The organism is Nocardiopsis valliformis DSM 45023 (assembly GCF_000340985.1).
GTDB classification, from domain to species: Bacteria; Actinomycetota; Actinomycetes; order Streptosporangiales; family Streptosporangiaceae; genus Nocardiopsis; species Nocardiopsis exhalans.
Genome location: NZ_ANAZ01000035.1, coordinates 19,160 through 44,131, shown reverse-complemented (window position 1 = coordinate 44,131; position 24,972 = coordinate 19,160). Strand labels below are relative to the sequence as shown.

General features: G+C 70.8%; 22 protein-coding genes. 5 read left to right on the top strand and 17 right to left on the bottom strand.

From position 1 onward, the window contains the following. Nucleotides 1–36: 36 nt before the first annotated feature. Nucleotides 37–1,086, top strand: a complete 1,050-nt coding sequence (locus D457_RS0125880) for a LacI family DNA-binding transcriptional regulator (RefSeq protein ID WP_017583586.1) — start codon at nt 37–39, stop codon at nt 1,084–1,086. Nucleotides 1,087–1,420: 334 nt separating this feature from the next. Here the strand turns inward: D457_RS0125880 and D457_RS0125875 are convergent, their stop codons facing one another. The 14 genes from D457_RS0125875 to D457_RS0125810 all read right to left on the bottom strand — a co-directional run bounded on the left by D457_RS0125875 (nt 1,421) and on the right by D457_RS0125810 (nt 17,160). After that, nucleotides 1,421–3,748: a rhamnogalacturonan lyase gene (locus D457_RS0125875; protein WP_026117038.1), complete on the bottom strand. Its 2,328-nt coding sequence runs from the start codon at nt 3,746–3,748 to the stop codon at nt 1,421–1,423. Between the two features lie 127 nt (nt 3,749–3,875). Then, nucleotides 3,876–5,375: a rhamnulokinase gene (locus D457_RS0125870; RefSeq protein WP_152514367.1), complete on the bottom strand. Its 1,500-nt coding sequence runs from the start codon at nt 5,373–5,375 to the stop codon at nt 3,876–3,878. After that, nucleotides 5,372–7,477 carry a bifunctional rhamnulose-1-phosphate aldolase/short-chain dehydrogenase gene (locus D457_RS0125865; RefSeq protein ID WP_017583583.1) on the bottom strand — a complete coding sequence of 702 codons (2,106 nt, stop codon included), beginning with the start codon at nt 7,475–7,477 and terminating at the stop codon, nt 5,372–5,374. Before D457_RS0125865 ends, D457_RS0125870 begins: the two co-directional genes overlap by 4 nt. Beyond that, complete coding sequence (gene rhaI, locus D457_RS0125860) at nt 7,465–8,646, bottom strand: L-rhamnose isomerase (protein ID WP_017583582.1); 1,182 nt, start codon at nt 8,644–8,646, stop codon at nt 7,465–7,467. The genes D457_RS0125865 and rhaI overlap by 13 nt, the downstream gene beginning before the upstream one ends. A gap of 333 nt (nt 8,647–8,979) precedes the next feature. Next, nucleotides 8,980–9,357 (bottom strand): hydroxyphenylacetyl-CoA thioesterase PaaI, encoded by a 378-nt coding sequence (gene paaI / locus D457_RS0125855; protein WP_039831915.1) that lies wholly within the window; start codon nt 9,355–9,357, stop codon nt 8,980–8,982. A gap of 44 nt (nt 9,358–9,401) precedes the next feature. Continuing rightward, complete coding sequence (gene paaE / locus D457_RS0125850; RefSeq protein ID WP_017583580.1) at nt 9,402–10,505, bottom strand: 1,2-phenylacetyl-CoA epoxidase subunit PaaE; 1,104 nt, start codon at nt 10,503–10,505, stop codon at nt 9,402–9,404. Nucleotides 10,506–10,507: 2 nt separating this feature from the next. Beyond that, the gene (paaD, locus tag D457_RS0125845; protein WP_017583579.1) at nt 10,508–11,071 is read right to left on the bottom strand and encodes a 1,2-phenylacetyl-CoA epoxidase subunit PaaD; all 564 of its coding nucleotides are present in this window, start codon (nt 11,069–11,071) and stop codon (nt 10,508–10,510) included. Continuing rightward, entirely contained in the window at nt 11,065–11,943 is an 879-nt protein-coding gene (paaC, locus tag D457_RS0125840) for a 1,2-phenylacetyl-CoA epoxidase subunit PaaC (protein WP_017583578.1), read from the bottom strand. The genes paaD and paaC overlap by 7 nt, the downstream gene beginning before the upstream one ends. 69 nt (nt 11,944–12,012) lie before the next feature. Then, on the bottom strand, nt 12,013–12,324 hold the full coding sequence (gene paaB, locus D457_RS0125835; protein WP_017583577.1) for a 1,2-phenylacetyl-CoA epoxidase subunit PaaB: 312 nt from the start codon (nt 12,322–12,324) through the stop codon (nt 12,013–12,015). Further along, nucleotides 12,321–13,301, bottom strand: a complete 981-nt coding sequence (paaA, locus tag D457_RS0125830) for a 1,2-phenylacetyl-CoA epoxidase subunit PaaA (RefSeq protein ID WP_017583576.1) — start codon at nt 13,299–13,301, stop codon at nt 12,321–12,323. The genes paaB and paaA overlap by 4 nt, the downstream gene beginning before the upstream one ends. Nucleotides 13,302–13,451: 150 nt before the next feature. Next, nucleotides 13,452–14,240, bottom strand: a complete 789-nt coding sequence (locus tag D457_RS0125825; protein ID WP_017583575.1) for an enoyl-CoA hydratase/isomerase family protein — start codon at nt 14,238–14,240, stop codon at nt 13,452–13,454. 12 nt (nt 14,241–14,252) lie between these two features. Continuing rightward, entirely contained in the window at nt 14,253–15,161 is a 909-nt protein-coding gene (locus D457_RS0125820; protein WP_017583574.1) for a 3-hydroxyacyl-CoA dehydrogenase family protein, read from the bottom strand. Continuing rightward, the gene (locus D457_RS0125815) at nt 15,158–15,928 is read right to left on the bottom strand and encodes an enoyl-CoA hydratase/isomerase family protein (protein ID WP_017583573.1); all 771 of its coding nucleotides are present in this window, start codon (nt 15,926–15,928) and stop codon (nt 15,158–15,160) included. Before D457_RS0125815 ends, D457_RS0125820 begins: the two co-directional genes overlap by 4 nt. Next, nucleotides 15,925–17,160 (bottom strand): thiolase family protein, encoded by a 1,236-nt coding sequence (locus D457_RS0125810; protein WP_017583572.1) that lies wholly within the window; start codon nt 17,158–17,160, stop codon nt 15,925–15,927. Before D457_RS0125810 ends, D457_RS0125815 begins: the two co-directional genes overlap by 4 nt. Before the next feature lie 243 nt (nt 17,161–17,403). Here D457_RS0125810 and paaK point away from each other — a divergent pair, with 243 nt between their 5' ends. Further along, complete coding sequence (paaK, locus tag D457_RS0125805) at nt 17,404–18,762, top strand: phenylacetate--CoA ligase PaaK (RefSeq protein WP_017583571.1); 1,359 nt, start codon at nt 17,404–17,406, stop codon at nt 18,760–18,762. A 36-nt stretch (nt 18,763–18,798) separates the two neighbouring features. Here the strand turns inward: paaK and D457_RS0125800 are convergent, their stop codons facing one another. Beyond that, a complete protein-coding gene (locus tag D457_RS0125800; protein WP_017583570.1) occupies nt 18,799–19,611 on the bottom strand; it encodes an SAM-dependent methyltransferase in 813 nt (270 codons plus the stop codon). Nucleotides 19,612–19,780: 169 nt separating this feature from the next. Between D457_RS0125800 and D457_RS0125795 the strand changes: the two genes are divergently transcribed. Next, entirely contained in the window at nt 19,781–20,554 is a 774-nt protein-coding gene (locus D457_RS0125795; protein ID WP_017583569.1) for a nucleotidyltransferase domain-containing protein, read from the top strand. 369 nt (nt 20,555–20,923) lie between these two features. Here D457_RS0125795 and D457_RS0125785 read toward each other — a convergent pair whose 3' ends face one another. After that, nucleotides 20,924–21,904: a zinc finger Ran-binding domain-containing protein gene (locus D457_RS0125785; protein ID WP_026117034.1), complete on the bottom strand. Its 981-nt coding sequence runs from the start codon at nt 21,902–21,904 to the stop codon at nt 20,924–20,926. Nucleotides 21,905–22,150: 246 nt separating this feature from the next. Here D457_RS0125785 and D457_RS0125780 point away from each other — a divergent pair, with 246 nt between their 5' ends. Next, complete coding sequence (locus tag D457_RS0125780) at nt 22,151–22,789, top strand: hypothetical protein (RefSeq protein ID WP_017583567.1); 639 nt, start codon at nt 22,151–22,153, stop codon at nt 22,787–22,789. 107 nt (nt 22,790–22,896) lie between these two features. Beyond that, nucleotides 22,897–23,874: a phosphatidylinositol-specific phospholipase C gene (locus tag D457_RS0125775; RefSeq protein WP_017583566.1), complete on the top strand. Its 978-nt coding sequence runs from the start codon at nt 22,897–22,899 to the stop codon at nt 23,872–23,874. A gap of 351 nt (nt 23,875–24,225) precedes the next feature. Here D457_RS0125775 and D457_RS0125765 read toward each other — a convergent pair whose 3' ends face one another. Beyond that, nucleotides 24,226–24,678 carry a hypothetical protein gene (locus D457_RS0125765; protein ID WP_017583564.1) on the bottom strand — a complete coding sequence of 151 codons (453 nt, stop codon included), beginning with the start codon at nt 24,676–24,678 and terminating at the stop codon, nt 24,226–24,228. Nucleotides 24,679–24,972 lie beyond the last annotated feature (294 nt).

The window sequence follows — 24,972 nt, the reverse complement described above, 5'->3', positions numbered from 1 at the left end:
CTCCCGTCCCCCCAGTACACGCACGGGAGAGAATCCTTGTCCACCAGGTCACGCTCCGCCCGCCGCACCGTGGGCATCACCGAGGTCGCCCGGCACGCCGGGGTCTCCCCCGGTACGGTCTCCAACGTGCTCAACCGGCCCGAGCGCGTCGCCGAAGCCACCCGGCTGCGCGTGGAGTCCGCCATCGCCGAACTGGACTACGTGCGCAACTCCTCCGGCAGCAGCCTGCGCTCCGGGCGCAGCGAGTCCGTGGGACTGCTGGTACTGGATGTGACCAACCCCTTCTTCGCCGAGGTCGCGCGGGGTGTGGAGGACGAGGCCGCGACCTCGGGGCTGGCCGTGGTCCTGCTCAACTCGGCCGAAACACACGAGCGCCAGCGGCGCAACGTACGGCTGCTGGCCGAGCAGCGCGCGGCGGGGGCGGTGGTCATGCCGGTGGACGACGACCTGTCCGACCTGCTGTGGCTGAGCCGGCGGGGAACCTCCTGGGTGGCGCTCGACCGGGGGGACGTGTCCGAGGACGTGGGGTGCAGCGTCAGCGTGGACAACCACGAGGGCGGCCAGGCGGCCGGGCGGCACCTGATCGGGTTGGGCCACGAGCGGGTCACCTTCCTGACCGGTCCGTTCGCCATCGAGCAGGTCCGACGGCGCCACCAGGGGCTGCGCGCAGCCTTCGAGGAGGCCGGCCTGGACCCGGACGCGGCGGTGCGGGTGGTGGAGCAACCCCTGCTCAACCCCGAACACGGCGAGCGCGCGGTGGACGAGGTGCTGGCCGGAGGGCCCAGGCAGCGGCCGCGGGCGGTGTTCTGCGCCAACGACCAGCTCGCGCTGGGACTGATGAAGGGACTGGGCAGGCGGGGGCTGCGCGTCCCCGAGGACATCTCGGTGGTCGGATACGACAACCTGGACTTCGCCGACCTGGTGCACCCCGGACTGACCACCGTGGCCCAGCCCAAGTACGAGCTGGGGCGGGAGGCGATGCGGCTGCTGCATGCCGAACTCAACGACCCGGACCACCTGCACGAGCGGGTGCTGTTCACCCCGGAGCTGGTCGTACGCGGATCCACGGCGGCCCACCGGAGCTGAGCACGAAAAGTCCCTGGGCACCGGTCAGTGCTGAGCGGCGAAAGATCCCCTTGGAGACGCCGCAGATCGCCTGGGCTTCGAGGACGCCCTGGTAGCCGTGGACGTCGTCGGTGTCACCGGACCGGTGGCCCGTGTTGGAACCGCCGTGCCGGGCACAGCCGATGCGGAGCGGAGCAGGGCCAGTGCGCCCCTCCGGCCTTCGCCACCCCTTTACGGTACCGGGCTCGGCCTGTCGGCCCTGCGCACTTCCCTCGCCGCGGACCACAGCGCTTCGCCCCGCCGAGCTGCTGCTCGGCGGGGCGAAGCGGGCGGCCCGTCCGCCGGGCCCGTGCCGTTAGGGCTTGGGGTAGCGGGCCTCGGGCAGCTGAATGCTCGCCCAGTCGATGTCCGAACCGAAGTAGAAGCCCGGGTAGGTGGGCTGGTTGTAGCCGCTCTGCTGCCCGGCCACGCCCACCCGGTACTGCGGGTCGTGCATCAGGGTGTGCAGCTTGCGGTCGGTCACCTCGGTGCTGGTGAAGATCCTCAGCGCCGTGCTGTCCTCGGTGCGCACGACCATCTCCTCGCGCCAGTCGCCGAACACGTCCGCGACCAGTCCGGGGTTGCCCTTCGTGCCGTTGTTGGTCAAGGTCCCCTCGGCGGTGAGCAGGGTCCCGCGGTTCCAGTCCTCGATCCTGGGCGTCTGGGTGACGTCGGGGGTCGCCATTCCCTCGACGATCTGGGTGGTCATGTCCGCGGACCAGCGGATGCTCATGTTCGTGCCCGGGGTCTGATCGCCCATGAACGTGCCGTCGGCGCTCCACAGGCCGGCTTCGACGTCGTCACCGGGCGGCATGGAGGACCACGCCTCCAGACCGGGGGTGTCGGGGTCGATGTCGCCCACCATGCCCCGGCCGGTGTCCGTGCCGGTGTATCCGCCGAAGAGCACCTCTCCGGTGGCGGCGTCGCGCATCGCGAACCCGTAGGGCGCGTGGGTGGCACCCTCGTGCACCGCCCAGATCTCCAGACCCTCCCGCTGGGGATCCAGGTCGCCCACGTGCATGGCGTCGCCGTGGCCGAGCTTGACGTACTCCCCCGCCACGTCGCTCTCCGGAGGGCCGTAGGCGTAGGAGGAGTACAGGAGCGAGCCGTCGTGGTCCACGGTTGCGGCGCCGTAGACGATTTCCTGTCGGCCGTCGCCGTCGACGTCGGCCACGCTGAAAGAGTGGAAGCCCTGACCGGCCAGTGTGCCCATCTCGGGATCGGTGCCCGTCCCGCCGTGCGGGGAGGCGTCGAAGGGGTTGCCCATGGGCACGTGGCCGCTGTCGGCGAGCCAGCGCTTGTGCAGGGACTGGCCGTCGAAGTCGTAGGCGGCCAGGGCCGAGCGTGTGTAGTAGCCCCGGGTGAAGACAGCGGAGGGGCTGCTGCCGTCCAGGTAGGCCACGCCCGACAGGAAGCGGTCGACCCGGTTGCCGGGCTCGATGCGCGCCATCGCGTAGTCGCCCCACATCAGGCCGTCGTCGTCGCGTCCGGGTTCGTAGCGGACGGTGTCCAGCTCCGCGCCGGTCAGCCCGTCGAAGACCGTCAGGTACTCGGGGCCGTGGACGACGAAGCCCTCGAAGTCGCGCAGGTCGTTGCGGCCGCTGCGCGCGGGCGCGTACTCGTCGACGAAGTGGTCGGCGAGGGCCTCGGCGTCCCCGTGGCTGAGCGGGTACTCGTAACCCGGTTCCAGCCCGAAGGCCTCCTCCAGTGTCGCGGGCCAGTTCCCGGACTCGACCTCGGGGTGCTCGTGCCAGCTTCGGAAGGTCTCCACGAGGTGCTCGTAGTAGTCCTGCGAGCTCATGCGGTGGTCGTCGTCGTGGGTGTGGCCCGCCTCGACGTCCTCTTGCGGCAGGGTGACGTACTCCTCGGCCGACACCTGGCCGTCCTCGTCGAAGGTCAGCGTCTTCGTTCCGGGTGCGGTCTTGAACATCAGCTCGGCCCGGCCGTCGCCGTCGAAGTCGTAGACCAGGGGCTGGGTGTAGTGCGCGCCTGAGCGGATGTTCACGCCCAGGTCGACGCGGTGCAGCAGCTCGCCCTCCAGCGTGTAGGTGTCCACGTAGGTGTTGCCGGTGTAGCCCTTCTGGGAGACGTCCTTGGAGTTGGTGGGGTCCCACTTGACCACGAACTCGTAGCGGCCGTCTCCGGTGACGTCGCCCACGCTGACGTCGTTGGCGGTGTACTCGTAGGCCTCTCCGGCCGGGGTCGTGCCGCCCTCGGGCTTGTGCAGGGGCAGGTCGTGGTGGCCATTGGCCCAGACGGAGGCCTCGCCCTCGGGGCCGGCGCCGGGCCGCCCGCGGGGGACGGGAACGACGCGGTACTCGGAGGCGGCGGTTCCCTGCTCGTCCAGGAAGTTGGTGCTGTCCCTAACCATCCCGACGACCTTGCCGTCCCGGTACACCCGGAACAGGGGGCCCTGGAGCCCTGAGCCGGTGTGGCCGCTGACCTCGGAGGCGAGCAGGCGCCAGCTCAGGAAAACGCCTTCCTCGGTTTTGACCGCGATCAGGCCCCTGTCCAGCCGCTCCAGCTGGACTCCGGCCTCGGGCCGGGGTTCGGCGGCCGCGGTGGCTGCGGGCACCAGCAAGGCAAGGCAGGCGGCGACTGCCAGTGGACTCGCTTTCAGAAGGGAACGTGGGGGGTTCCTCATGGAGACGTCTCCTTGTGGTTCGAGGGGTGGCCCACCCTAATAGGCAAGCGCTTTCCAGAGAAGCCCCCGAAAGGGCCGCCCCGGAAGAAGGCGGGCGTAGGGCGGATCGTTCGGACGGTCTGCTCGGTCAGGTGTTCCGTTCCGGCCACAGCAGGCGCTGCGCCCGGTCCCAGGGCGAGCGTTCTCCTTCGGGTTCGTAGGTGAGGGTGGTGAAGGAGTCCGCGACCACCCGGCGCAGTTCGGGCAGCCCGCCGCTGATCGCACCGACCGCGCGCGCCTGGACCAGGAGGTTGCCCACGGCCGTGCCCTCGGCCGGACCGGAGATCACCGGCAGACCGGTGGCGTCGGCGGTGAGCTGGCACAACAGTGTGTTGCGTGACCCTCCGCCGACCACGTGCAGCACCTCGGCCTCCTGCCCGGAGAGCTCGGCGGCCTGGCGCACGGCCCGCCGGTAGGCCAGGGCCAGGGAATCCACCACGCACCGCACCACCTCGGCCTCGTCGGCGGGCGGGCGCTGTCCGGTCTCGGCGGCGAATCCGGCGATCCGGGCGGGCATGTCGCCCGGCGGAGCGAAGCGGGGATCGTCGACGTCGACCACACAGGACAGCTTCGGCAGACGGGCCGCCCGCGCCAACAGGTCGGGCAGGTCCGCCTCCCGGCCCTGGTCGCGCCAGGTGCGCAGGGACTCCTGGAGCAGCCACAGCCCGGTGACGTTGCGCAGGTAGCGCACGGTGCCGTCGACGCCGAGCTCGTTGGTGAAGTTGGCTTCGCGCCCCTGCTCGGAGAGCACCGGACGGTCCAGCTCCACCCCCACGAGCGACCAGGTTCCCGAGGAGATGTAGGCGAAGCGCGGTGTCCTGGCGGGTACCGCGACCACGGCGGAGGCGGTGTCGTGGGAGCCCACCGCCACCAGCGGTGTTCCCGTGCCGCGCAGGTGTCCGATGGTGTGGCCGGGTTCAACCAGGTCCGGCAGGAGCGCGTCGGCCGGTACCCCGAAGCCCTGATTCAACAGGTCCAGGCAGGGCCGGGCCCAGCGCCGCCCGCGTACGTCCACCAGACCGGTGGTGGAGGCGTTGGTCAGTTCGGCGCACCGCTCCCCCGTCAGCCAGTACCCGAGCAGGTCGGGGATGAGCAGCAGGTCCCGTGCGGTCGCGAGCTGGGCGCTCCCGGCGGCCGCGGCGAGTTGAAAGACGGTGTTGAACGGCTGTACCTGGAGGCCGTTGACGGCGTACATCGCGGCCGGGTCCAGGTGCGCGAAGACCCGGCCCGGGGCCCCTTCCGTGCGGCTGTCCCGGTAGTGGACCGGGTTGCCGACCAGGGCTCCCTCGGCGTCCAGCAGGCCGTAGTCCACCGCCCAGGTGTCGATCCCCGCCGAGGCCAGCGGCCCGTGGTCGCGCACGGCCCGGTCGAGGCCGAGGCGGACGCCGGAATACAGGGACAGCACGTCCCAGTGCAGGCGCTCACCGCTCTCGACCGGGACGGTGACCGGGGTGTTGGCGAAGCGGGCCGCCTCCTCGGTGCGCAGGACTCCGTCGTGAACGCGGCCGGTGATGACCCGGCCGCTGGAGGCGCCCAGGTCGATCGCGGCGTGCACTGCCGCTTCCCTCTTTTCGGCCACGGCGCTCACCGCAGGAACGCGGCGGCCACGCCGCTGTCCACGGGAACGTGCAGGCCGGTGGTGTGCGACAGCTCCCCCGCGGTGAGTGCGAACACCGCGGCCGCCACGTGCTCGGGCAGCACCTCGCGGCCCAACAGGGTGCGCTTGGCGTAGAACGCGCCGAGCTCCTCCTCCTTGACGCCGTAGACCTCGGCGCGCTGGGCGCCCCAGCCGCCGGCGAAGATGCCCGAACCGCGCACCACGCCGTCGGGGTTGACCCCGTTGACGCGGATGCCGTGCTCGCCGAGTTCGGCGGCCAGCAGGCGCACCTGGTGGGCCTGGTCGGCCTTGACGGAGGAGTAGGCGATGTTCTTGGGTCCGGCGAACACGGCGTTCTTGGAGGCGATGTAGACGATGTCGCCGCCCATGTCCTGCTCGATCATGATGCGGGCGGCCTCGCGCGAGACCAGGAAAGAGCCCTTGGCCATGACGTCGTGCTGCAGGTCCCAGTCGCGTTCGGTGGTCTCCAGCAGGGGTTTGGAGATGGACAGTCCGGCGTTGTTGACCACCAGGTCCACGCCGCCGAAGGCCACGGCCGCCTCGCCCAGGGCCCGGGCGACGGCCCGGCCGTCGCTGACGTCGCAGGCCACTCCGATGGCGGTGTCGGCGCTGCCGAGTTCGGCGGCGGCCCCGGCGGCCTTGTCGGCGTCCAGGTCGGAGACGACCACGCAGGCGCCCTCGGCGGCCAGACGGGTGGCGATGGCCTTGCCGATGCCGCTCGCGGCGCCGGTGACGAAGGCGACCCGGCCCGCCAGCGGTTTGGGCTTGGGCAGGCGGGCGAGCTTGGCCTCCTCCAGGGCCCAGTACTCGATGCGGAACTTCTCCGACTCCTCGATGGGCCGGTAGGTGGAGACCGCCTCGGCACCGCGCATCACGTTGATGGCGTTGACGTAGAACTCCCCGGCCACGCGCGCGGTCTTGGCGTCCTTGCCGAAGGAGAACATGCCCACGCCGGGGACCAGGACGATGGCCGGGTCGGCGCCGCGCATGGCGGGGCTGTCGGGCCGGGCGTGGCGCTCGTAGTAGGCGCGGTAGTCGGCCCGGTACTCCTGGTGGAGTTCGCGGAGCCGCTCCGCCGCCTGTTCCAGCGGTGCGTCGGCGGGCAGGTCGAGCACCATGGGGCGGACCTTGGTGCGCAGGAAGTGGTCGGGGCAGGAGGTGCCCAGCGCGGCCAGGCGGGGGTGCTCGGCCGAGGCGAGGAAGTCCAGGACGGCGTCGCTGTCGGTGAAGTGGCCGATCTGCGGGTGGTCGGTGGAGGCCAGTCCGCGGATGAGGGGCGCCAGGGCGGCGGCGCGCTCGCGGCGCTCGGCCTCGGGCAGCGCGCCGTAGCCCTCCAGGGCGGGGCCGAAGGGCTGGGGGCGCCCCTTCTCCTGGAGGAAGCGTTCGGCGGTGCGAATGATCTCCAGCGAGTGGGCCTGGCACTGCTCGCTGGTCTGGGCCCAGGCGGTGATGCCGTGGCCGCCCAGGATCGCGCCGATGGCGTCGGGGTTGTCCTCGGCGATCTGCGCGATGTCCAGGCCGAGCTGGAAACCGGGCCTGCGCCAGGGCACCCAGACCACGCGATCGCCGAAGCACTCGCGGGTCAGGCGCTCGCCGTCGGCGGCGGTGGCCAGGGCGATACCGGAGTCGGGGTGCAGGTGGTCCACGTGGGGGGCGCGCACCAGGCCGTGCATGGCGGTGTCGATGGAGGGCGCGGCGCCGCCCTTGCCGAAGGCGCAGTGGTCGAAGGCGGCGACCATCTCGTCCTCGCGCTCCTCGCCCGGGTAGACGTCCACGAGGGCGCGCAGGCGGTCCAGGCGCAGGACGGCCAGGCCGTCCTCGGTGAGGGTGCCCAGGTCGCCGCCGGATCCCTTGACCCAGAGCAGTTCGACCGGCTGCCCCGTGACAGGGTCGGTGCGGGTGCCGGCGGCGGAGGTGTTGCCGCCCGCGAAGTTGGTGTTGCGCGGATCGGCTCCCAGGGCGTTGCTGCGTTCGACGAGCTGGGCGACGACGGATTCGGACACGGTACTTCCCTGTTCGGTGTCGTAGTGGGGCGGGGCGGGGTGCTGTGCGGGCGGGGTCATGCGCCCCATCCGGCCTGGGCGCCGCCCTTGCGCTCCTGCGCCACCTTCTCCACGTAGCCGGACGCGGCGTGGGCGGCCATGGGGTCGGGGTGTAGGCCCTGCTCCTCGCGCAGGTCGGCCAGGAGCGGTCGCACGTCGGTGTTGTAGGCGTCCATGAGCACGGCGTTGGCGCCCAGGACGTCACCGGCTTCCTGTGCCCGCGCCAGGGCGTCGGGGTCCACGAGCAGGGCCTTGGCCGTGGCCTCCTGCACGTTCATCACCGAACGGATCTGGGCGGCGATCTTGGGTTCGATGTTGTGGCACTGGTCGAGCATGAAGGCGACCTGGGTATCGGCGGCCATCGCGCCGCCGCGCACCACCTCGTACATGATGCGGAAGAGCTGGAAGGGGTCGGCGGCGCCGACCATGAGGTCGTCGTCGGCGTAGAAGCGGGAGTTGAAGTCGAAGGCCCCGAGCCTCCCGGCTCTGAGGAGGAAGGCGACGATGAACTCGATGTTGGTGTGCGCCGCGTGGTGGCCGGTGTCGACGCAGACCACGGCCCGCTCTCCCAGTTCGAGGCAGTGGGCGTAGGCGGTGCCCCAGTCGGGGACGTCGGTGGCATAGAAGGCCGGTTCGAAGAGCTTGTACTCCAGTTGGAGGCGCTGGTGGGGGGCGAGGCGCCCGTAGACCTCGCGCAGGGCCTCGGCCAGGCGGTCCTGCCGGGACCTGAGGTCGTCCTGGCCGGGGTAGTTGGTGCCGTCGGCGAACCAGAGCTTGAGGTCGCGCGAGCCGGTGGCGTCCATGACGTCGACGCACTCCAGGAGGTGGTCGATCGCCTTGCGGCGCACCCGGGGGTCGGAGTTGGTGACGCTGCCGAGCCGGTAGTCGTCGTCCTGGAAGACGTTGGCGTTGATGGTTCCGATACCGATGCCCAGGTCACGCGCGTGGTCGGCCAGAGCGCTGTAGTCGTCCACCCGGTCCCAGGGGATGTGCAGGGCGACGGTGGGGGCCACGCCGGTGTGGCGGTGCACCTGGGCCGCGTCGGCGAGCTTCTCCCAGGGGTCGCGGGGCACCCCGGGCTGACCGAACACCTTGAAGCGGGTTCCGGAGTTCCCGAAGGCCCAGGAGGGGAGTTCGATGTGCTGGCGGCGCAGGACGGCGAGGGTGTCGGAGTGCGAGGCCGCATGCGGTGTGACCACGGTGGGGATCCGTTCGGCTGGTACGGGACCGCGACTCAAGCGATCATTGAATCGTTTTATTCAACTGGCGAAAAAGCTACCCCGACACCAGCTGAGGTGTCAACAGTCACACTGGGAGCCAAAGAGAAACCACCAAGGGCAGCTGCTTACAACGTTTTACCCGATCGCCTGAGCCGTCCACCTCCACCCAGGGATCCCGGGGCGGACAGGACGCGCAGAGAAAGCGCTTTCCTTCCATCTTCGGGCGTCTGCGCCGCTGTTGTCCACCATGCCTGCGGACATGCGGAAAGGGCCGGGGCAGTCGCCCCGGCCCTGCCTCGTCACCGCCCCGGACTACCCGTTCCGGGGCAGGGTACGGCTGCGCCCGCGGAACTCGGCGATGACGTCCTCGCCGCGGCGGACCGTGACGTCGTAGACGCCGCTGCGGCCGTAGACCGTGCGCTCGACGGCGGTCGCCACCAGCAGGTCGCCCTCCTTGGCCGGGGCCACGAAGGTCACGTCGGCCCCGGAGGCCACCGTCACCCCGCCTCCGTCCAGGTTGCAGGCGCAGGCGAAGGCGGTGTCGGCGAGGGTGAACACGAACCCGCCGTGGGCGATGCCGTGGCCGTTGACCATGAGCGGCCCCACGGTCATCTCCACCACCGCGACCCCTTCGCCGGCCTCGACCAGGCGCATGCCCAGGTTCTTGGAGGCCCGGTCGGCTTCGAACATCCGCCAGGCGGTCTCGTTGCGTTTCCCCGCCGCCGCGTCCGCGCTCACGAGTCGAAGTCCACGGTGACGGCGTCGGTCTGGGGCAGCGCCTGGCAGGCCAGGGCGTACCCGGCCTCGACCTCGGCGGGGGTGAGCGCGTAGTTGCGGCGCATCTTGACCTCACCGCCGCACACCTTGACCCGACAGGTGCCGCACACGCCGCCCTTGCAGGCGAAGGGCAGGTCGGGGCGATAGCGCTGGGCGGAGTCCAGCACCGGGACGCCCTGGGGCAGGGTCAGCGTGGTGGTGCGGCCGTCCAGGACGACGGTCACCTCACTGGCCGGGCCCTCGATCCCGGGCTCCTCGTGGCGGGACTGGGGCGGCGGCTCGGCGCCCTCGACGAAGAACAGCTCCTGGTGGACGCGTTCGCCCTCCACCCCGTGCCGGGCCAGCACCTCCTGGGCGTCGGTGACCATGCCGTAGGGGCCGCACAGCCACCAGTGGTCGACCGCGTCGGGGGCGATGATGGTGGACAGCAGCGCGTCCAGCTTCTCCCCGTCCAGGCGGCCGGTGAACAGCTCGGACTCGCGGGGCTCGCGGGAGAGCACGTGGACGAGTTCGAGCCGGGGGCCGAAGGCGTCCTTGAGGTCGGCGAGCTCGTCGGCGAACATCACCGTGTCGCTGCGACGGTTGCCGTAGAGCAGCGTGACGCGGGAGTCGGTGCGGCGCAGCAGCGACGACGCCATGGACAGCATCGGCGTGATGCCCGAACCCGCGGCGACCAGCACGTGGCGGGCTGCCTCGGTCAGGTCGGGGCTGAACCGGCCGGTGGGCGGGCCCACCTCGATCTCGTCGCCCGGCTCGACCTCGCGGACCAGCCAGCTGGAGAACAGGCCTCCGGAGACCAGGCGCACACCCACCCGGGGGGCCTCGCCCACGGGCGCGCAGATGGAGTAGCTGCGCCGCTCCTCCGCACCGTCCACCTGGCGGCGCAGGGTCAGCGACTGGCCCGGCGCGAAGGCGAACTCCTCGGCCAGGTGGTCGGGGACGTCGAAGGTGACGGCGACGGCGTCGTCGCACAGGCGCTCGACGGCGGCCACGCGCAGCCGGTGGAACGCCGCCCGGCCGCGCGCGGCGGCGGGAGCGGTCTCGGTGACGGGTGTGGTCACGGTCAGATCTCCTTGACGTGCTCGAACGGTTCGAGGCAGGTCCGGCAGCGGTGCAGCGACTTGCAGGAGGTCGCGCCGAACCGGGACAGTTCCTCGGTGTCGGCCGCGCCGCACAGCGGGCAGCGCGGGACGGTACGGGTGGGCATCAGGGTGAGCGGGACGGGACCGGCAGGGCGCTGGGGCGCCCCACCGGGCGGGGAGATGCCGTGCTCGGTGAGCTTGCGCCTGCCCTCGTCGGTGATCCAGTCGGTGGTCCAGGCCGGGGAGAGCGCGGTGCGCACCTCCACGTGCTCGAACCCGGCGGCGCGCACGGCGCGGTCCACGTCCACGCGCATCTCGGTGAGGGCGGGGCACCCGGAGTAGGTGGGGGTGATCCACACCGCGGCGGTGCCGTCGTCCTCCACCGCGACCTCACGCAGGATGCCCAGGTCGGCGAGGGTGAGCATGGGCAGTTCGGGGTCGGTGACCGCGGCCGCGGCCGCCCACAGCTTCCGCTCGGCCCCGGTACCCCGAGCCGTGCCGGTTCCGGTGTCCGTGCTGGTGCTGGTGCTGGTGCTGGTTACCATGTCGCCTCCGGGTGTTCCCGGGCCACGCGCTGGAGCTCCTCCAGCAGCGGGGCGAGTTCGCTGGTGTGCCTGCCCTCGCGTCCGGCGACCGCGCTCTCGGGGAACGGAGCCGGGGCGGCCAGGGTCGCGGCGGTCAGGACCTGGGTGAGGACCTCGTGGACCTCCTCGCGCACCGAGGCCGGGTCCACGCCCACTCCCTGTGCGGCCAGGGCGGCCTCCACGGGGTGGGTGGCGAACAGCTCGCCGGTCAGCGGCCACACCTCGGCGACGGCCTCGCGCATGCGCTCGTTGGAGTAGGGGGTTCCTTCGCCCAGGCGCAGGGCCCAGGACACGGCGTACTCGCGGTGGTAGGCGAGTTCGTTCACGCCCTTGGCGGCGATCGCGGAGAGCACGGGGTCCTTGCTGTCGGCCAGGCGGGTGAAGACGGCCAGGCGCCAGCTGGAGAGCACGAGAAGGGTGACGATCGCGCGGGCGAAGTCGCCGCGCGGGGCCTCGGTCAGGTGCGTGTTGCGGAACTGCGCGGGGTCGCGGTGGTAGGCGAAGGCGTCCTCGTCGCGGCCGGTGCCGTCGGCCTGTCCGGCACGGGCCAGCAGGAGCCGGGCCTGACCGAGCAGGTCCAGCGCGATGTTGGCCAGGGCGACCTCCTCCTCCAGTTCGGGGGCGTCGGTCACCCACTGGACGAGGCGCTGGGACTGGACGAGGGCGTCGTCGCCGAGCATCTGGCAGTAGGTCGCCAGGTCCGCACCGTCCACCCCCGCGGGCAAGGTGGTGTCCACGCCCGCGAGCGCCTCGGTGAAGCCGGTGCCGAAGGCCCAACGGGCGTCGCCGTCGTGCTCCTCGGTCAGTCCGGTGAAAATGTTCTCGCCACTCATGCTTGTTCCTTGAAGACTCGTGCTGACCTGTGCCCCGGCGCCTTGCGGGCGGCGCCCCGAACGGTTCCGCTAGATGTGCGGGACGTCCTCGGGGATGGGGTAGAAGGTCGGGTGGCGGTAGACCTTGTCACCGCTGGGCTCGAAGTAGGGGTCCTTCTCGTCCGGGCTGGACGCGGTGATGTCCTCGGCGAGCACGACCCAGATGCTCACGCCCTCGTTGCGGCGGGTGTAGAGGTTGCGGGCGTTGTGCAGCGCCATGACCTCGTCGGGGGCGTGCAGCGAACCGACGTGCACGTGGTTCAGGCCGCGCTTGCCGCGGACGAAGACCTCGTAGAGGGGCCACTCGGGGCGGGCCGGAGCCGTGTTGTCGTTCCTGCTCATACGGCGGCCTCCTGGGCGTTCTTCTTCTGCTGCTTCTCGGCGTAGGCGGTGGCGGCCTCGCGGACCCACGCGCCCTTCTCGTGGGCGGCGCGCCTGCGGGTGATGCGCTCGGCGTTCTTGGGCCCGGCGCCGGAGATGACCTGCTTGAGCTCGTTCCAGTCGGGCTCACCGAAGTCGTGCTGACCGCGCTCGGCGTTCCAGACCAGCTCGGGGTCGGGCAGGGTGACGCCCAGCTTCTCGGCCTGGGGGACGGTCATGTCGACGAACTTCTGGCGCAGGTGGTCGTTGGTGTCGATCTTGATGCCCCAGGTCATGGACTGCTGGGTGTTGGGCGAGTCGGCGTCGGGCGGGCCGAACATCATCAGGGACGGCCACCACCAGCGGTCGACGGCGTCCTGGACCATCTTCCGCTGGCCCTCGGTGCCCTCCATCATGCGCATCAGCAGCTCGTAGCCCTGCCTCTGGTGGAAGGACTCCTCCTTGCAGATGCGCACCATGGCGCGGGCGTAGGGCCCGAAGGAGGTGCGGCACAGCGGGACCTGGTTGCAGATCGCGGCGCCGTCGACCAGCCATCCGATGACGCCGACGTCGGCGTAGCTCAGCGAGGGGTAGTTGAAGATCGAGGAGTACTTCTGGCGGCCCTCGATCAGCCGCTCGGTGAGGTCGCCCCGGTCCACGCCGAGGGTCTCGGCGGCCGCGTACAGGTACAGGCCGTGCCCGGCCTCGTCCTGGACCTTGGCCAGCAGGATGGCCTTGCGGCGCAGGCTGGGCGCGGTCGCGATCCAGTCGCCCTCGGGCTGCATCCCGATGATCTCCGAGTGCGCGTGCTGGGAGACCTGGCGGATGAGGGTCCTGCGGTAGGCCTCGGGCATCCAGTCACGCGGCTCGATGCGCTGGTTGGCGGCGATCCGGGCGTCGAATTCCGCCTGGAGTGCCTCGTCGGCGCCGGGGGGCGCTTCCTGGGCCGTGGTCGACATTGCTCTTTCCCCATTCATAACCGAACGTTCGGTCAGTAATTAGTATCCCCGGATCCGGGTGCCCGACGCAAGTCCCCGGGCACCCGAATCCGAGCAGGTCACTGAGTCGGCATCCGGTAGAAACCGACTACGGGCCGGCCACAGGCCCGTCTACTGGCCGGTGAAGGTCGGCTTCTGCTTGTTCAGGAAGGCCTTGACCGCGCCGACGTGGTCGGCGGTCACACCGAGCTGGTTCTGCAGCTCGGCCTCCTCCTCCAGCAACTCGGGCAGGTCCATCTCGCCCCCGGCCGCCGAGCGGACCTCGCGCTTGGCCGCCACGAACGCCGCCGTCGGACCCGAGGCCAGCTGGACGGCGACCTCGCGGGCGCGCGTCTCCCAGTCCTGGTCGTCGACGACCTCGGTGACCAGACCCAGCTCGCGGGCGCGCTCGGCGCCGAACACCGTGCCCAGCAGCATCAGCTCCATGGCGCGCGCCTGGCCCAGCGAGCTCACCAGGCGGTAGGCCAGCCCCGAGTCCGAGGCCAGGCCGATACCGGTGAAGGCCGTCCCGAACTTGGCCTTGCGGGCGGCCACGCGCACGTCACCGGCGAGGGCGAACCCCATCCCGGCGCCCACGCAGGCACCGCCGATCCCGACCACGACGGGGACCTGGATCTCCTCCAGGCCCAGCACGATCCTGTTGTAGTGCTCGCGCACCGTGGTCAGCGCCTGATCGGGGGTCTCCGACAGGATCTGCGCGTGCTCGGCCAGGTCCTGGCCCAGGCAGAACGCCTTGTCCGACCCCAGGAACAGCACCGCGCGGGCGGTGGTGGACTCAGCTGCCTTGCGCACCGCCGCCAGCAGCTCCTCCTTGGCCCCGCGGGTCAGCCCCGGACGGTTCAGCCGGATGGTGGCGACCCCGTCGACCTCGCCGAACTCCGCCGCCTTGTCTTCACTCACGCCTTGTCTCCCTTATCCCTTGTCCCAGATGTGGAAGCCCTCGCCGCTCTTGCGGCCGAGCTTGCCCTCGGCGACCTTACGGCGCAAGAGCTCGGGCGGCGAGAACCGGTCCCCCAGTTCGGTGGCCAGGTACTCGGCGATGGCCAGGCGCACGTCGAGTCCGACCAGGTCGGTGAGCTTGAGCGGGCCCATCGGGTGGCGGTAGCCGAGCTCCATGGCGGTGTCGATGTCGGCGGGCGAGGCGACGCCCTCCTCGACCATGCGGATGGCCTCCAAGCCCAGCATGACGCCGAGGCGGCTGGTGGCGAAGCCGGGGGCGTCGCGCACCACGATCTCGGTCTTGCCCAGGGCGCCGACCCAGCCGCGCACCGCTTCGAGAACGGCGGGGTCGGTCTCAGGGGCGGTCACGATCTCCACGAGCTTGGAGGCCGGGACCGGATTGAAGAAGTGGGTGCCCAGGAAGCGGCCGGGGCGCTTGAGCGCGGCGGCCAGCTCGGTGACCGACAGCGAGCTGGTGTTGGAGGCCAGGACAGTGTCCTCGCCGACAGCGGCCTCGGCCGCGGTGAGCACCGCGAGCTTGAGTTCGAGCTTCTCCGGGACGGCCTCCACGACCAGACCGGCGTCGGCCGGGATGTCCGCGGCGTCGGTGACGGTGCTCAGCCGGGCAAGGTAGGCGGCGGGCTCTGCGTCGATCTTGCCGCGCTCGCGGGCCTTGTCCAGACCGGCGCGGACCCGGCCGCGACCGGCGTCGGCGGCCTCGGCAGTGGCCTCGACCAGCACCACACCCGCCCCGGCCATCAGGAACTGCTGGACGATACCGGCGCCCATGGTGCCGCCACCGATGACAGCGACGGTGGCGGGCACACCCTGCGGGGTGATGCCGGAGGCGGTCTTGTCGGGGGCGCTGCTGTCGGAGCTCAACGCTTCTTCCTCTCCAGGAAACGGGTCATGCGGTCGTGCTTGTCGGCGCTCTCGAAGAGCACCGCCTGTGTGAGGTCGTCGGCCAGCGGATGCACGCCGTCGGCGTCCAGCACCATCTTGGTCATGCGCAGGGCCATCGCCGAGGAGGCAGCCATCCGGTCGATCAGGCCGTGTGCGCGCTCACGAAGTTCCTCGGACGGGACGATCTCGGCGACCAGGCCGTGGCGCAGCGCAGCCTCGGCGTCCAGCTTGAACCCGCCGAGCAGCACCTGCTTGGCGACCGAGGTGCCGACCAGTTCCTTGAGGCGCCAGCAGGCCCCGGCCCCGGCGATGATGCCCAGGCCCGGCTCGGGCTGGGCGAACACGGCGGTGGGGGTGGCGATGCGGATGTCGCAGGCGTAGGACAGCTCTGCGCCGCCGCCCAGGGCGAAGCCGTCGACCGCCGCCATGGTGGGTGCCTGGAGGCGGTGCAGCCGCTCGAACAGACGACTGTTGATCCCGGCCAGGGCCTGCTCGCGGCCGCGTTCGCGCAGCTCGGCGATGTCGGCCCCGCCAGCGAACACGGTGCCGTGTCCGGTGAGCAGCAGCGGCTTGGGGTCGGCCTCGATCCGGGCGCACACCTGGTGCAGCTCGGCGATCATCTCGGCGTTGATGGCGTTGCGGGCCTCGGGGCGGTGCAGTTCGACCACCACCCGGTCCTCGCGCCACTCGACCTCGAGCGTCTCGAACCGGATTTCGGGGTCGTGGGTTTCGGAGTACTGGCTCACGGGCGCTCCACCAGGAGTGCGGTGCCCTGGCCCACGCCCACGCACAGGGTAGCCAGGCCTCGCTGTGCGTCCTCGCGCTCCATGCGGTTCATCAGCGTGACCAGGATGCGGGCGCCGGAGGAGCCGAGCGGGTGGCCCAGGGCGATGGCTCCGCCGTCGGCGTTGACCCGGGACTCGTCCAGGCCGAGCTGGCGCATCACGCCCAGTGACTGGGCGGCGAAGGCCTCGTTGAGCTCGACCGCGCCGACCTCGTCCAGCTTCCACCCGGCGCGGTACAGGACCTTCTGGGTGGCCGGAACCGGACCCAGGCCCATGACCTGAGGGGCGACCCCGGCGGAGGCGGACGCGACGACCCGGGCGCGGGGGGTGAGGTTGTACTTGCGCACGGCCTCGGCGCTGGCCAGGACCAGCGCGGAAGCGCCATCGGAGAGCGAGGAGGAGTTACCGGCGGTGACGATGCCGCCCTGGCGGAAGACCGGGCGGAGCTTACCCAGGCTCTCCATGGTGGAGCCGGAGCGCGGGCCCTCGTCCTCGATGACCTCGTGGGTCTGGCCCTTGCGGCCGTGCACGGTGACCGGGACGATCTCGTCGGCGAAGTGGCCCGCCTCGGCGGCAGCGATGGCGCGCTCGTGGCTGCGCAGTGCGAAGGCGTCGCACTGCTCGCGGGTGAGGCCCTCCAGGCGCGCGACCTCCTCGGCGGTCTCGCCCATGGACAGCGTGTAGCGCAGCTCGTCGGGGGCGGCGCCGTCGGCGACCTTGGCGTCGGCTGCGGCGAAGCGCGGGTTGGTGAAGCGCCAGCCCAGGGAGGTGTCGGCGACCTCGCCCGGCTTGGCCCAGGGGGTGCCGGGCTTGGCCATCACCCAGGGGGCGCGGGTCATGGACTCCACGCCGCCGGCGACGATCACGTCGGCCTCACCGGCGCGGATGGCCTGCGCGGCCGAGGAGACGGCGGTCAGGCCGCTGGCGCACAGCCGGTTGACGGTGTAGCCGGGGACCTTGGGGTCAAGTCCGGCCAGCAGGGCGGCCATGCGGGCCACGTTGCGGTTGTCCTCACCGGCCTGGTTGGCGGCACCGAGGATGACCTCGTCCACGACGTCACCGGGGACTCCGGCGCGGCGGACCACCTCGGACACGACCCGGGCGGCGAGGTCGTCGGGACGGACGGCCGCGAGGGCGCCCCCGTAACGGCCCTGAGGGGTACGCACCCCGTCGACCACGTAGACGTCGCTCACGAACGGCCTCCCATGTTGACTACGGTGGTCTGCGCCACCGTCCAGTGTGAACTCATCGACAAGCCTCCTTGACACGGCATGTCGGAGACTGAGTAAATGCATTAGTAACCGAACGTTCGGTCAGTAAGCAAGTCGGCCCTCCCAGCGGACCGACCGAAGACCCACCTCAGCGCGGCCGCGCCGCCGAACCTCCCAGGCCCCGCAAGCCTGACGGAACACCGCGCACAGTACCCGGAGAGGCCCATGGCAAGCCAGGACACCACCACGCAGTCGGCCGGTACTGCCCTCCAACAGCGTCTGGGACAGGCTCCCGCCCCCGAGTCCCTGGACCCGGCCGAGCGCATGAGTGTCGACGAACTGCGCGCCCTCCAGTTCGAGCGCCTGCGCTGGACCCTGGAGCACGCCTACACGAACGTGCCCCTGTACAAGCGCAAGTTCGACGAGGCCGGTGTGCGCCCCGAGGACCTCAAGACCCTCGAGGACATCGCCCTCTTCCCGCACACCACCAAGGCCGACCTGCGCGACAACTACCCCTTCGGGATGTTCGCGGTCCCCCAGGAGCAGGTCAGCCGTATTCACGCCTCCAGCGGCACCACCGGCAAGCCGACCGTCGTCGGCTACACCCGTGAGGACATCGACACCTGGGCCACCGTCGTGGCCCGTTCGATCCGCGCCGCGGGCGGCCGCCCCGGCCACAAGGTGCACGTCTCCTACGGCTACGGCCTGTTCACCGGCGGCCTGGGCGCCCACTACGGCGCCGAGAAGCTCGGCTGCACGGTCATCCCGGCCTCCGGCGGGCAGACCGCCAAGCAGGTCCAGCTCATCCAGGACTTCCAGCCCGAGATCATCATGATCACGCCCAGCTACATGCTGACCCTGATGGACGAGTTCGAGCGCCAGGGCATCGACCCGCGCACGACCTCCCTGAAGATCGGGATCTTCGGCGCCGAACCCTGGACCGAGAAGATGCGCCTGGAGATCGAGGAGCGCTTCGACATCAACGCCGTGGACATCTACGGCCTCTCCGAGGTCATGGGTCCGGGCGTGGCCAACGAGTGCGTGGAGACCAAGGACGGCCTGCACGTCTGGGAGGACCACTTCTACCCCGAGGTGCTCGACCCCATCACCCAGGACGTGCTGCCCGACGGCGAGAACGGCGAGCTGGTCTTCACCTCGCTGACCAAGCAGGCCATGCCGGTCATCCGCTACCGCACCCGCGACCTGACCACCCTGCGCCCGGGCACCGCCCGCCCGATGCGCCGCATGGACAAGGTCACCGGCCGCAGCGACGACATGATCATCCTGCGCGGGGTCAACGTCTTCCCGACCCAGATCGAGGAGATCGTCCTGGGCCTGGACGGGCTCGCCCCGCACTTCCAGCTGGTGCTCACCAAGGAGGGCCGCCTGGACCGCATGGCCGTGCGCGTGGAGGCCGCCCCGGACTGCACCGCCGACCGCCGCCTGGCCCTGAGCAAGGAGATCACCGCGACGATCAAGGATCGCGTCGGTGTGAGCGTGACCGTGAACGTCGTCGACCCCGAGCAGATCGAGCGCTCGGTCGGCAAGTTCCGCCGCATCATCGACCAGCGCCCCAGGGGCTGACCGAGCCCTTCCCGTCACCGGGCTCAGGTCAGTAACCTAGGCCTTGCGGGCCACCCCGCCGTACTCGGCGACCGGGCGGATGTTGCCGACCTCGGCCGGTTCCGGACGCCACAGCGAGCAGGAGACCACGCCCGGCTCCAACAGCTCCAGGCCGTCGAAGAGAGCCTCGATGCCCGCTGCCGAACGGATGGTGAGCTTGGGGGTGCCCTTCTCGTTCCACGCCGCGGCCACCTGATGCGCGCGTTCGTTGTCGATGTCGTCGGTGGGATGGGAGACCACCAGGTAGCTGCCGGGTGCGAGCGCCCCCAGCAGGCGGTCCAGGACCGAGCGCACCTCGGCGTCGTCAGCCACGAAGTTGACCACGCCCAGCAGCATCAGGGCCACCGGCCGGCTCAGGTCCAGGGTTTTGGCGGCCGCGGCCAGGATGGCGTCGGGGTCGCGCAGATCGGCGTCGACGTAGTCGGTGGCACCCTGCTCGGACCCGGTGAGAAGGGCCCGGGCGTGTGCGAGGACCAGCGGGTCGTTGTCCGCGTACACCACGCGCGCGTCGGCGGCCACCGCCTGGGCGACCTCATGGGTGTTGTTGTGGGTGGGCAGCCCGGTACCGATGTCCAGGAACTGCCGGATCCCCTTCTCCTGGGCCAGGTAGGTGACGGTACGGACCAGGAAGGCGCGGTCGGCGATCGCGTTGTCGACGATCTCGGGGAAGAACGAGCGGATCTGCTCGCCCATTTCCCGGTCGACCGGGTAGTTGTCCTTGCCGCCCAGCCAGTAGTTCCAGATCCTGGCGTTGTGCGGGATGGAGGTGTCGATCTTCGGTTCGGGGATCTCGGGGTTCTCGGGGGGCACGGTCCTGCTTTCCACTGCGGCGCCCGGCTGGTACCGGACGAACTACGGGACCAGTAAACGGACTCCGACCCCGCCCGACAAGTACCAAAACTCCCTTTTATTCGGTCGTCGGAGCCGCCGTGGTCCCGATAGGTTACGGCCGACACGAAATCCGAACCGGGAGGCCCAGGTGAAGCACTCCACCGAGGAGTTCGCCCGCATCGCCGAGCAGGGCACCGTGCTGCGCTGCCAGGTCGGCTCCGGCGTGCACGGCCTCAGCCTCGACGACCAGAACGACCGCGACGAGATGGGCGTGTGCATCGAACCGCCCGAGTACGTCATCGGTCTACGCGCCTTCGAGCAGTACATCTACCGCAGCCAGCCCGAACACACCCGGTCGGGGTTCGGGGACCTGGACCTGACCGTCTACTCACTGCGTAAGTGGACCCGTCTGGCGCTGGAGGGCAACCCCACCGTCCTGCTGCCGCTCTTCGTCCCCGACCACGAGATCGTCACCCTCACCGCCGTCGGCCGCGACCTGCGCGCCAACGCCGAGCGCTTCCTCTCGCGCAGGGCGGGCGAGCGCTTCCTCGGTTACCTGCGCGCCCAGCGCGACCGCATGGCGGGGACCCGCGGCGGCAAGCACACCAACCGCCCCGAACTGGTGGAGCAGCACGGCTTCGACACCAAGTACGCCTACCACATGGTCCGGCTGGGCCTTCAGGGCGTAGAGCTGCTGGAGACCGGAAACCTCACCCTGCCCATGCCCGAACCCGACCGCGCGTGGCTGCTCGCCCTGCGCCGCGGCGAGCACAGCCGCGACGACGCGCTGACCCGGGCCAAGGAGCTGGAGACCCGGCTGGAGGAGCTGTGCCGGACCTCCCACCTGCCTGAGCACCCCGACACCGACTGGGCCAACCGTTGGCTGGTGCAGGCCTATCAACAGTTCTGGAACGAGAGCTGAACCACGCTGGTCAGAGCGGGCACCCGACGCGGCATCGCGGTGACGGCGAGATAGGGTGATCCACCGAAGAGGTACATGCCGCGCCCGAAACTCCGGGTGTCCCGGTGTGCCGGGTGCCGGGGGTAAACGGCCCGCGGTGCCCGGGGGACGAAACAGTGAAGGAAACACCATGGTCGGAACCGTCGCGTTCGTGCTCATGATCATCAGCCTGTCGATGATGATCATCTCCGGTCTCATCGCGGCCGTCGTGAAGACCCGCTAGGGACGGACGTTCCAGCACTGGGTTGACGGGAGCACTGGGCTGACGGGTGCCTGCCGGAGACGGCCACGCACCCGTCACCCACCTCTTTTCCGGTGTCCCGCAGCCGGTCACTCCGGGTCCGGCACCGGCTCCAGGGGCAGCCGGGCGATCTCCGCCCCGTCCCCTCCGGTGATGACAACCTCCCCGCGGCCGATCTCGTAGCGGGTCTGGCCCGCGTCCGCGACGTAGCCCTCGTCCGTGCGCTCAGCGGGCACCACCATCACCTCACCGTTGCCGTCGAGGAACTCCCCGAAGTAGTACAGTTCGCCCGCGCCGTTGTCGCACAGCACGATCCGGTGCCGTTCGGTCTCGAAGGCGTCCACCAGCACCCCCTGATCCGTTCCCGGGACGTGCGCGGCGATCCGCTCCGGGCATTCCCGGTCCCGTTGCTCCCCATCGCCCGGTCCGCTCGCCTCCTCCTCGCTCCCGGGTAACACCCACGCCAGAACCAGCACCACGCCGCCGACCGCGGCCAGCGCCAGCGCCCGCACGCTCCCCTGCGGCCAGCGCGGCGGGGTCCACCGACCGCTGAGCCTGTGGGCGGTTCCGGCCCTCCCGGACACCGTGGGCAGAGGTTCGGTGACACCGGCTCCGGGCTCGGGCCCGGTCCCCACCGGTACCGGCACCGGTTCGGTGTCGGCCTCGGCCTGCCACTCCCACCAACCCATGACCGGTTCGGTCACCGCCCTCGACACCGGTTCGGTCACCGCCGCTTCGGTCCACCCTTCCGGGACCCGCTCGGAGGCCCGCTGGGGCTCCACCGCGGGCACGGTCTCCGGTTCCGGTACCCGTGCCCCGCCGGGGCGGGTCGGCGGCGGCTCCATCACCCGCACCGGTGGGAGTTCGTCCTCCGCCTCGGCAGGTCGCGCGGCGACGGGTTCCTCCGGCAAACCCCCGAACATGTCCTGCGTCGGTGCCAGCAGGTCGCCGCTGCCGGGTTCGGCCCCGCGCGTGCCCAGCTCCCGGAAGGTCTCACACACCATGCACACGTTTTTGGACGGCTCGTTGTAGGCCGCGCACATCCCGCACTGCCAGTTGCCCTCAGCCATGCGCCCGCGTTCCTCCCCACGGTGGCCCGACCGCTCTGCGCACTCACGGTACGACGGGCGCCCACCAACGGCAGCAAAACCAGAAAACATGCAACACCGTCCGCTACGCCCGCACAAGGGGAAAACACTCCCAACCACGACACCACAGCAGCAACGTCTTCGGCCCGACCGGCTTACCGCAGGGCCCGGAGAACCTCACCACCACGGTTATGGCACCGCGTCCCAGGGTGACCGACCCTCGAAGGCATGGACTCCCCCGCCCCGCCTTGGCCGCCCTACCCGGACCTGTTCCAGCCCCCGCGCCCGAACGGGGCCCGTCTGGGCGCGCTCCTGGGGGCCGACCCGCCGCCCGCCCAGATCCACCGCCCCGAGAACGCCGGAATGGCCCGCGCCTGGTACTCCGCTCAGACCCGGGCGGCGATGCACACCCTCGGCCAGCTGATGTCCGTACGCCTGTGGCAGCGCGTGTCCGGTCCTCGGGCCCGCGCACACTGCCCCATGTTGGAGACCCTCGCCCGGGCCTGCGATCCGGTCCGCTCCGCTGAGCGCGACACCCTCTTCACCATCGCCGAGAACGGCTTCGCCGACCTGGGCCGCACGCCCGAGCACGGCATCGTCAGGGTGCTGGCGCGTGCCCGCCAGAACCAGGTCGCCAACCTGGCCCTGTCCCGGGGGCTGAAACCGGCCGATCCGGGCCCGCCCCTGCGCGACCTGGCACTCTGTCTTCGCCTGCTCGGGGTCCAGGCCTGCCTCGCCCAGAACCGCATCGAATGGTGCCCCTGCCTGCGCGCACTCCTCTCCACAGGGCCCCTGCCCGGGGCCCACCGGATCCTGGAGCTGTCCACCCGCTTCAGCCCCCGCTACGGCCTCAGCTCCACCGCCTGAGCCCGAATCCAGCAGGGAAAGGGGGGTGGCAGCGCCGACACCGCGTGGCAGGGTGAGGGGCGGCCCACTCCCCCTGGGTCCGCCCCTGCCCGCGAAGGGATACCCCCATGCTCACCTCCCCCGTCGCCCAGCGCGTCCTGGCTCACCACACCGGCCCGACGCTGGTCGCTGTTCTCATGGTCGGTTCGCTCCTGGCCGCCGCGGCGCCGGCGGCCGCGGAACCGGTCCCCGTCCAGGAGTCAGCGGTGGCCCGCGCCGAGTGGATGGCCGCCGTCCCCGACAGCGCCAACCTGGCGGCGCTGTCCATCCCCGGCACACACGACACCGGGGCCTGGCGCGGCACCGTGTGGTCGCGCACCCAGGACCTGGACCTGACCGGGCAGCTCGACTCCGGTGTGCGCTTCCTCGACGTCCGCACCCGCCACTACCGCGACGCCTTCCCCATCCACCACGGCGCCGAGTACCTGCACCTGAACTTCACCGACGTGGTCACCGGCATCGATGCCTTCCTCGACGCGCACCCGACCGAGACGGTGCTGATGCGCATGAAGAAGGAGCACACCGAAGTCGAGAACACCCGGACCTACGAGGAGACCCTGGACCACTACATCCACGAGAACCCGGACACCCGCGACGTGCTCTCAAAGCGCCTGTGGGTGCCCGAACCGGGCGCGGAGGGGGTTCCGAACCTGGGCGAGGTACGCGGCCGGATCATCATCGTCCAAGACTTCTCCGCCTCCCGCGACTACGGCGTCCACTGGAACGGCCCCGCCCTGGACATCCAGGACGACTACCGGGTGCCCACGCTCTTCGACATCCCCGCCAAGTGGGAGAAGGTCCGTGACCACTTCGACGCGACCGAAGCGGGGCCGGGCGACGTGCTCCACGTCAACCACCTCAGCGGCAGCGGGGCTCCCTGGGCCAACCCGCGCGAGGTCGCCTGGGGCGCACTGGGCATCCGCGGGGTCAACCACCGCGCCGTCGACCACCTGCGTCCCGCGGCGGCGTCCCGGACGGGGGTGGTGGTGATGGACTTCCCCAGCCAGGAGCTGACCGACCTGGTCCTTGCACACAACCCGAGCTGATCCGGATCCCGACCCAGGGGCCGGTTCCGTGCCGGCCGCACCGGTACCGGGGGCCGGGTGCGTCTGTTCCTGGGCTGGTCGAACCGTCACCACTGGGTGCTGCGGACCCTGCAGGAGGCCGCGCCCCCGGGGCTGAGCGCCGACCTCAGACACAGCTGAAGCCGGTGCGGGCCACCCGTCCACCGCGTCCCGCACCGGCGCTCGCGCGGATTCGCGCGGGTCCAGAGTACGGACTCCACCCCAACGCGGGTGAACGGTTCGGCGAAGTTCGCGCGGAACATACGTGACCCCGAAGTCGCTTCACCCCGAAAGTTGGTGATTCAGTAGAGAAAGCACCTTTATGGCGTAGATTCAGTTATTTCGCATGGGTGCGTCCATGGCGGCGAACCACTCCCGGGAGCGCTTGCTCTGGAGCAGCATCAGGACGATCAACGGGAGAACGAACCCCATGTAGGCGGTGCTTTCCCCAGTCAGGACCGCGTTCAGTACCGAGACCAGCCCGCCGCCGCCCACCAGCAGTCGCACCACCAGATGGTTCTTCGTGCCGCCCTTGCCGATCCGCAGCGCCGCCACCAGCAGAAGCACGATCGCGATCAGCCCCAGGACGAAGCTGCGCAGGACGCCGCCGGTGGTCGCCCCCACCGTGGCGAAGGCGGCGTCGGGGCCCTCGGGGTGCAGGAAGGCGCCGATGATGCCGAGCAGGCTCATCACCAACAGGACGCCGGACAGGCCGCAGACCACGAAGAGAATGATCCGTGCGGCGGTCACCACACCGGGCTTCACTGGTGTGCTCTGGTTCGACATCGGGGGATTTCCTGTCCTCGGAGTGGGATGTTACTTCCGGGAGGCTATCTCCCCCCGCCCACGAAGCCCCTGGCCAGGGCAGTGCACAGGCCGATTGTTAACACAGACGTAGCACGGCGCACCCGCGGACGCGGGGACGGGGACGGGGACGATCCCCCGCATCCGACCGGCCCGGTCATGCCCGCGTCATCCTTCCTGCGGACCGGGTTCATCCCCGGCCGCACCGAAGGAATCCCGCGAGGATCACGCTCGTCCGAAGTGGTTCGTACCCGGGTGAGCACAAGGTCCCCGGAC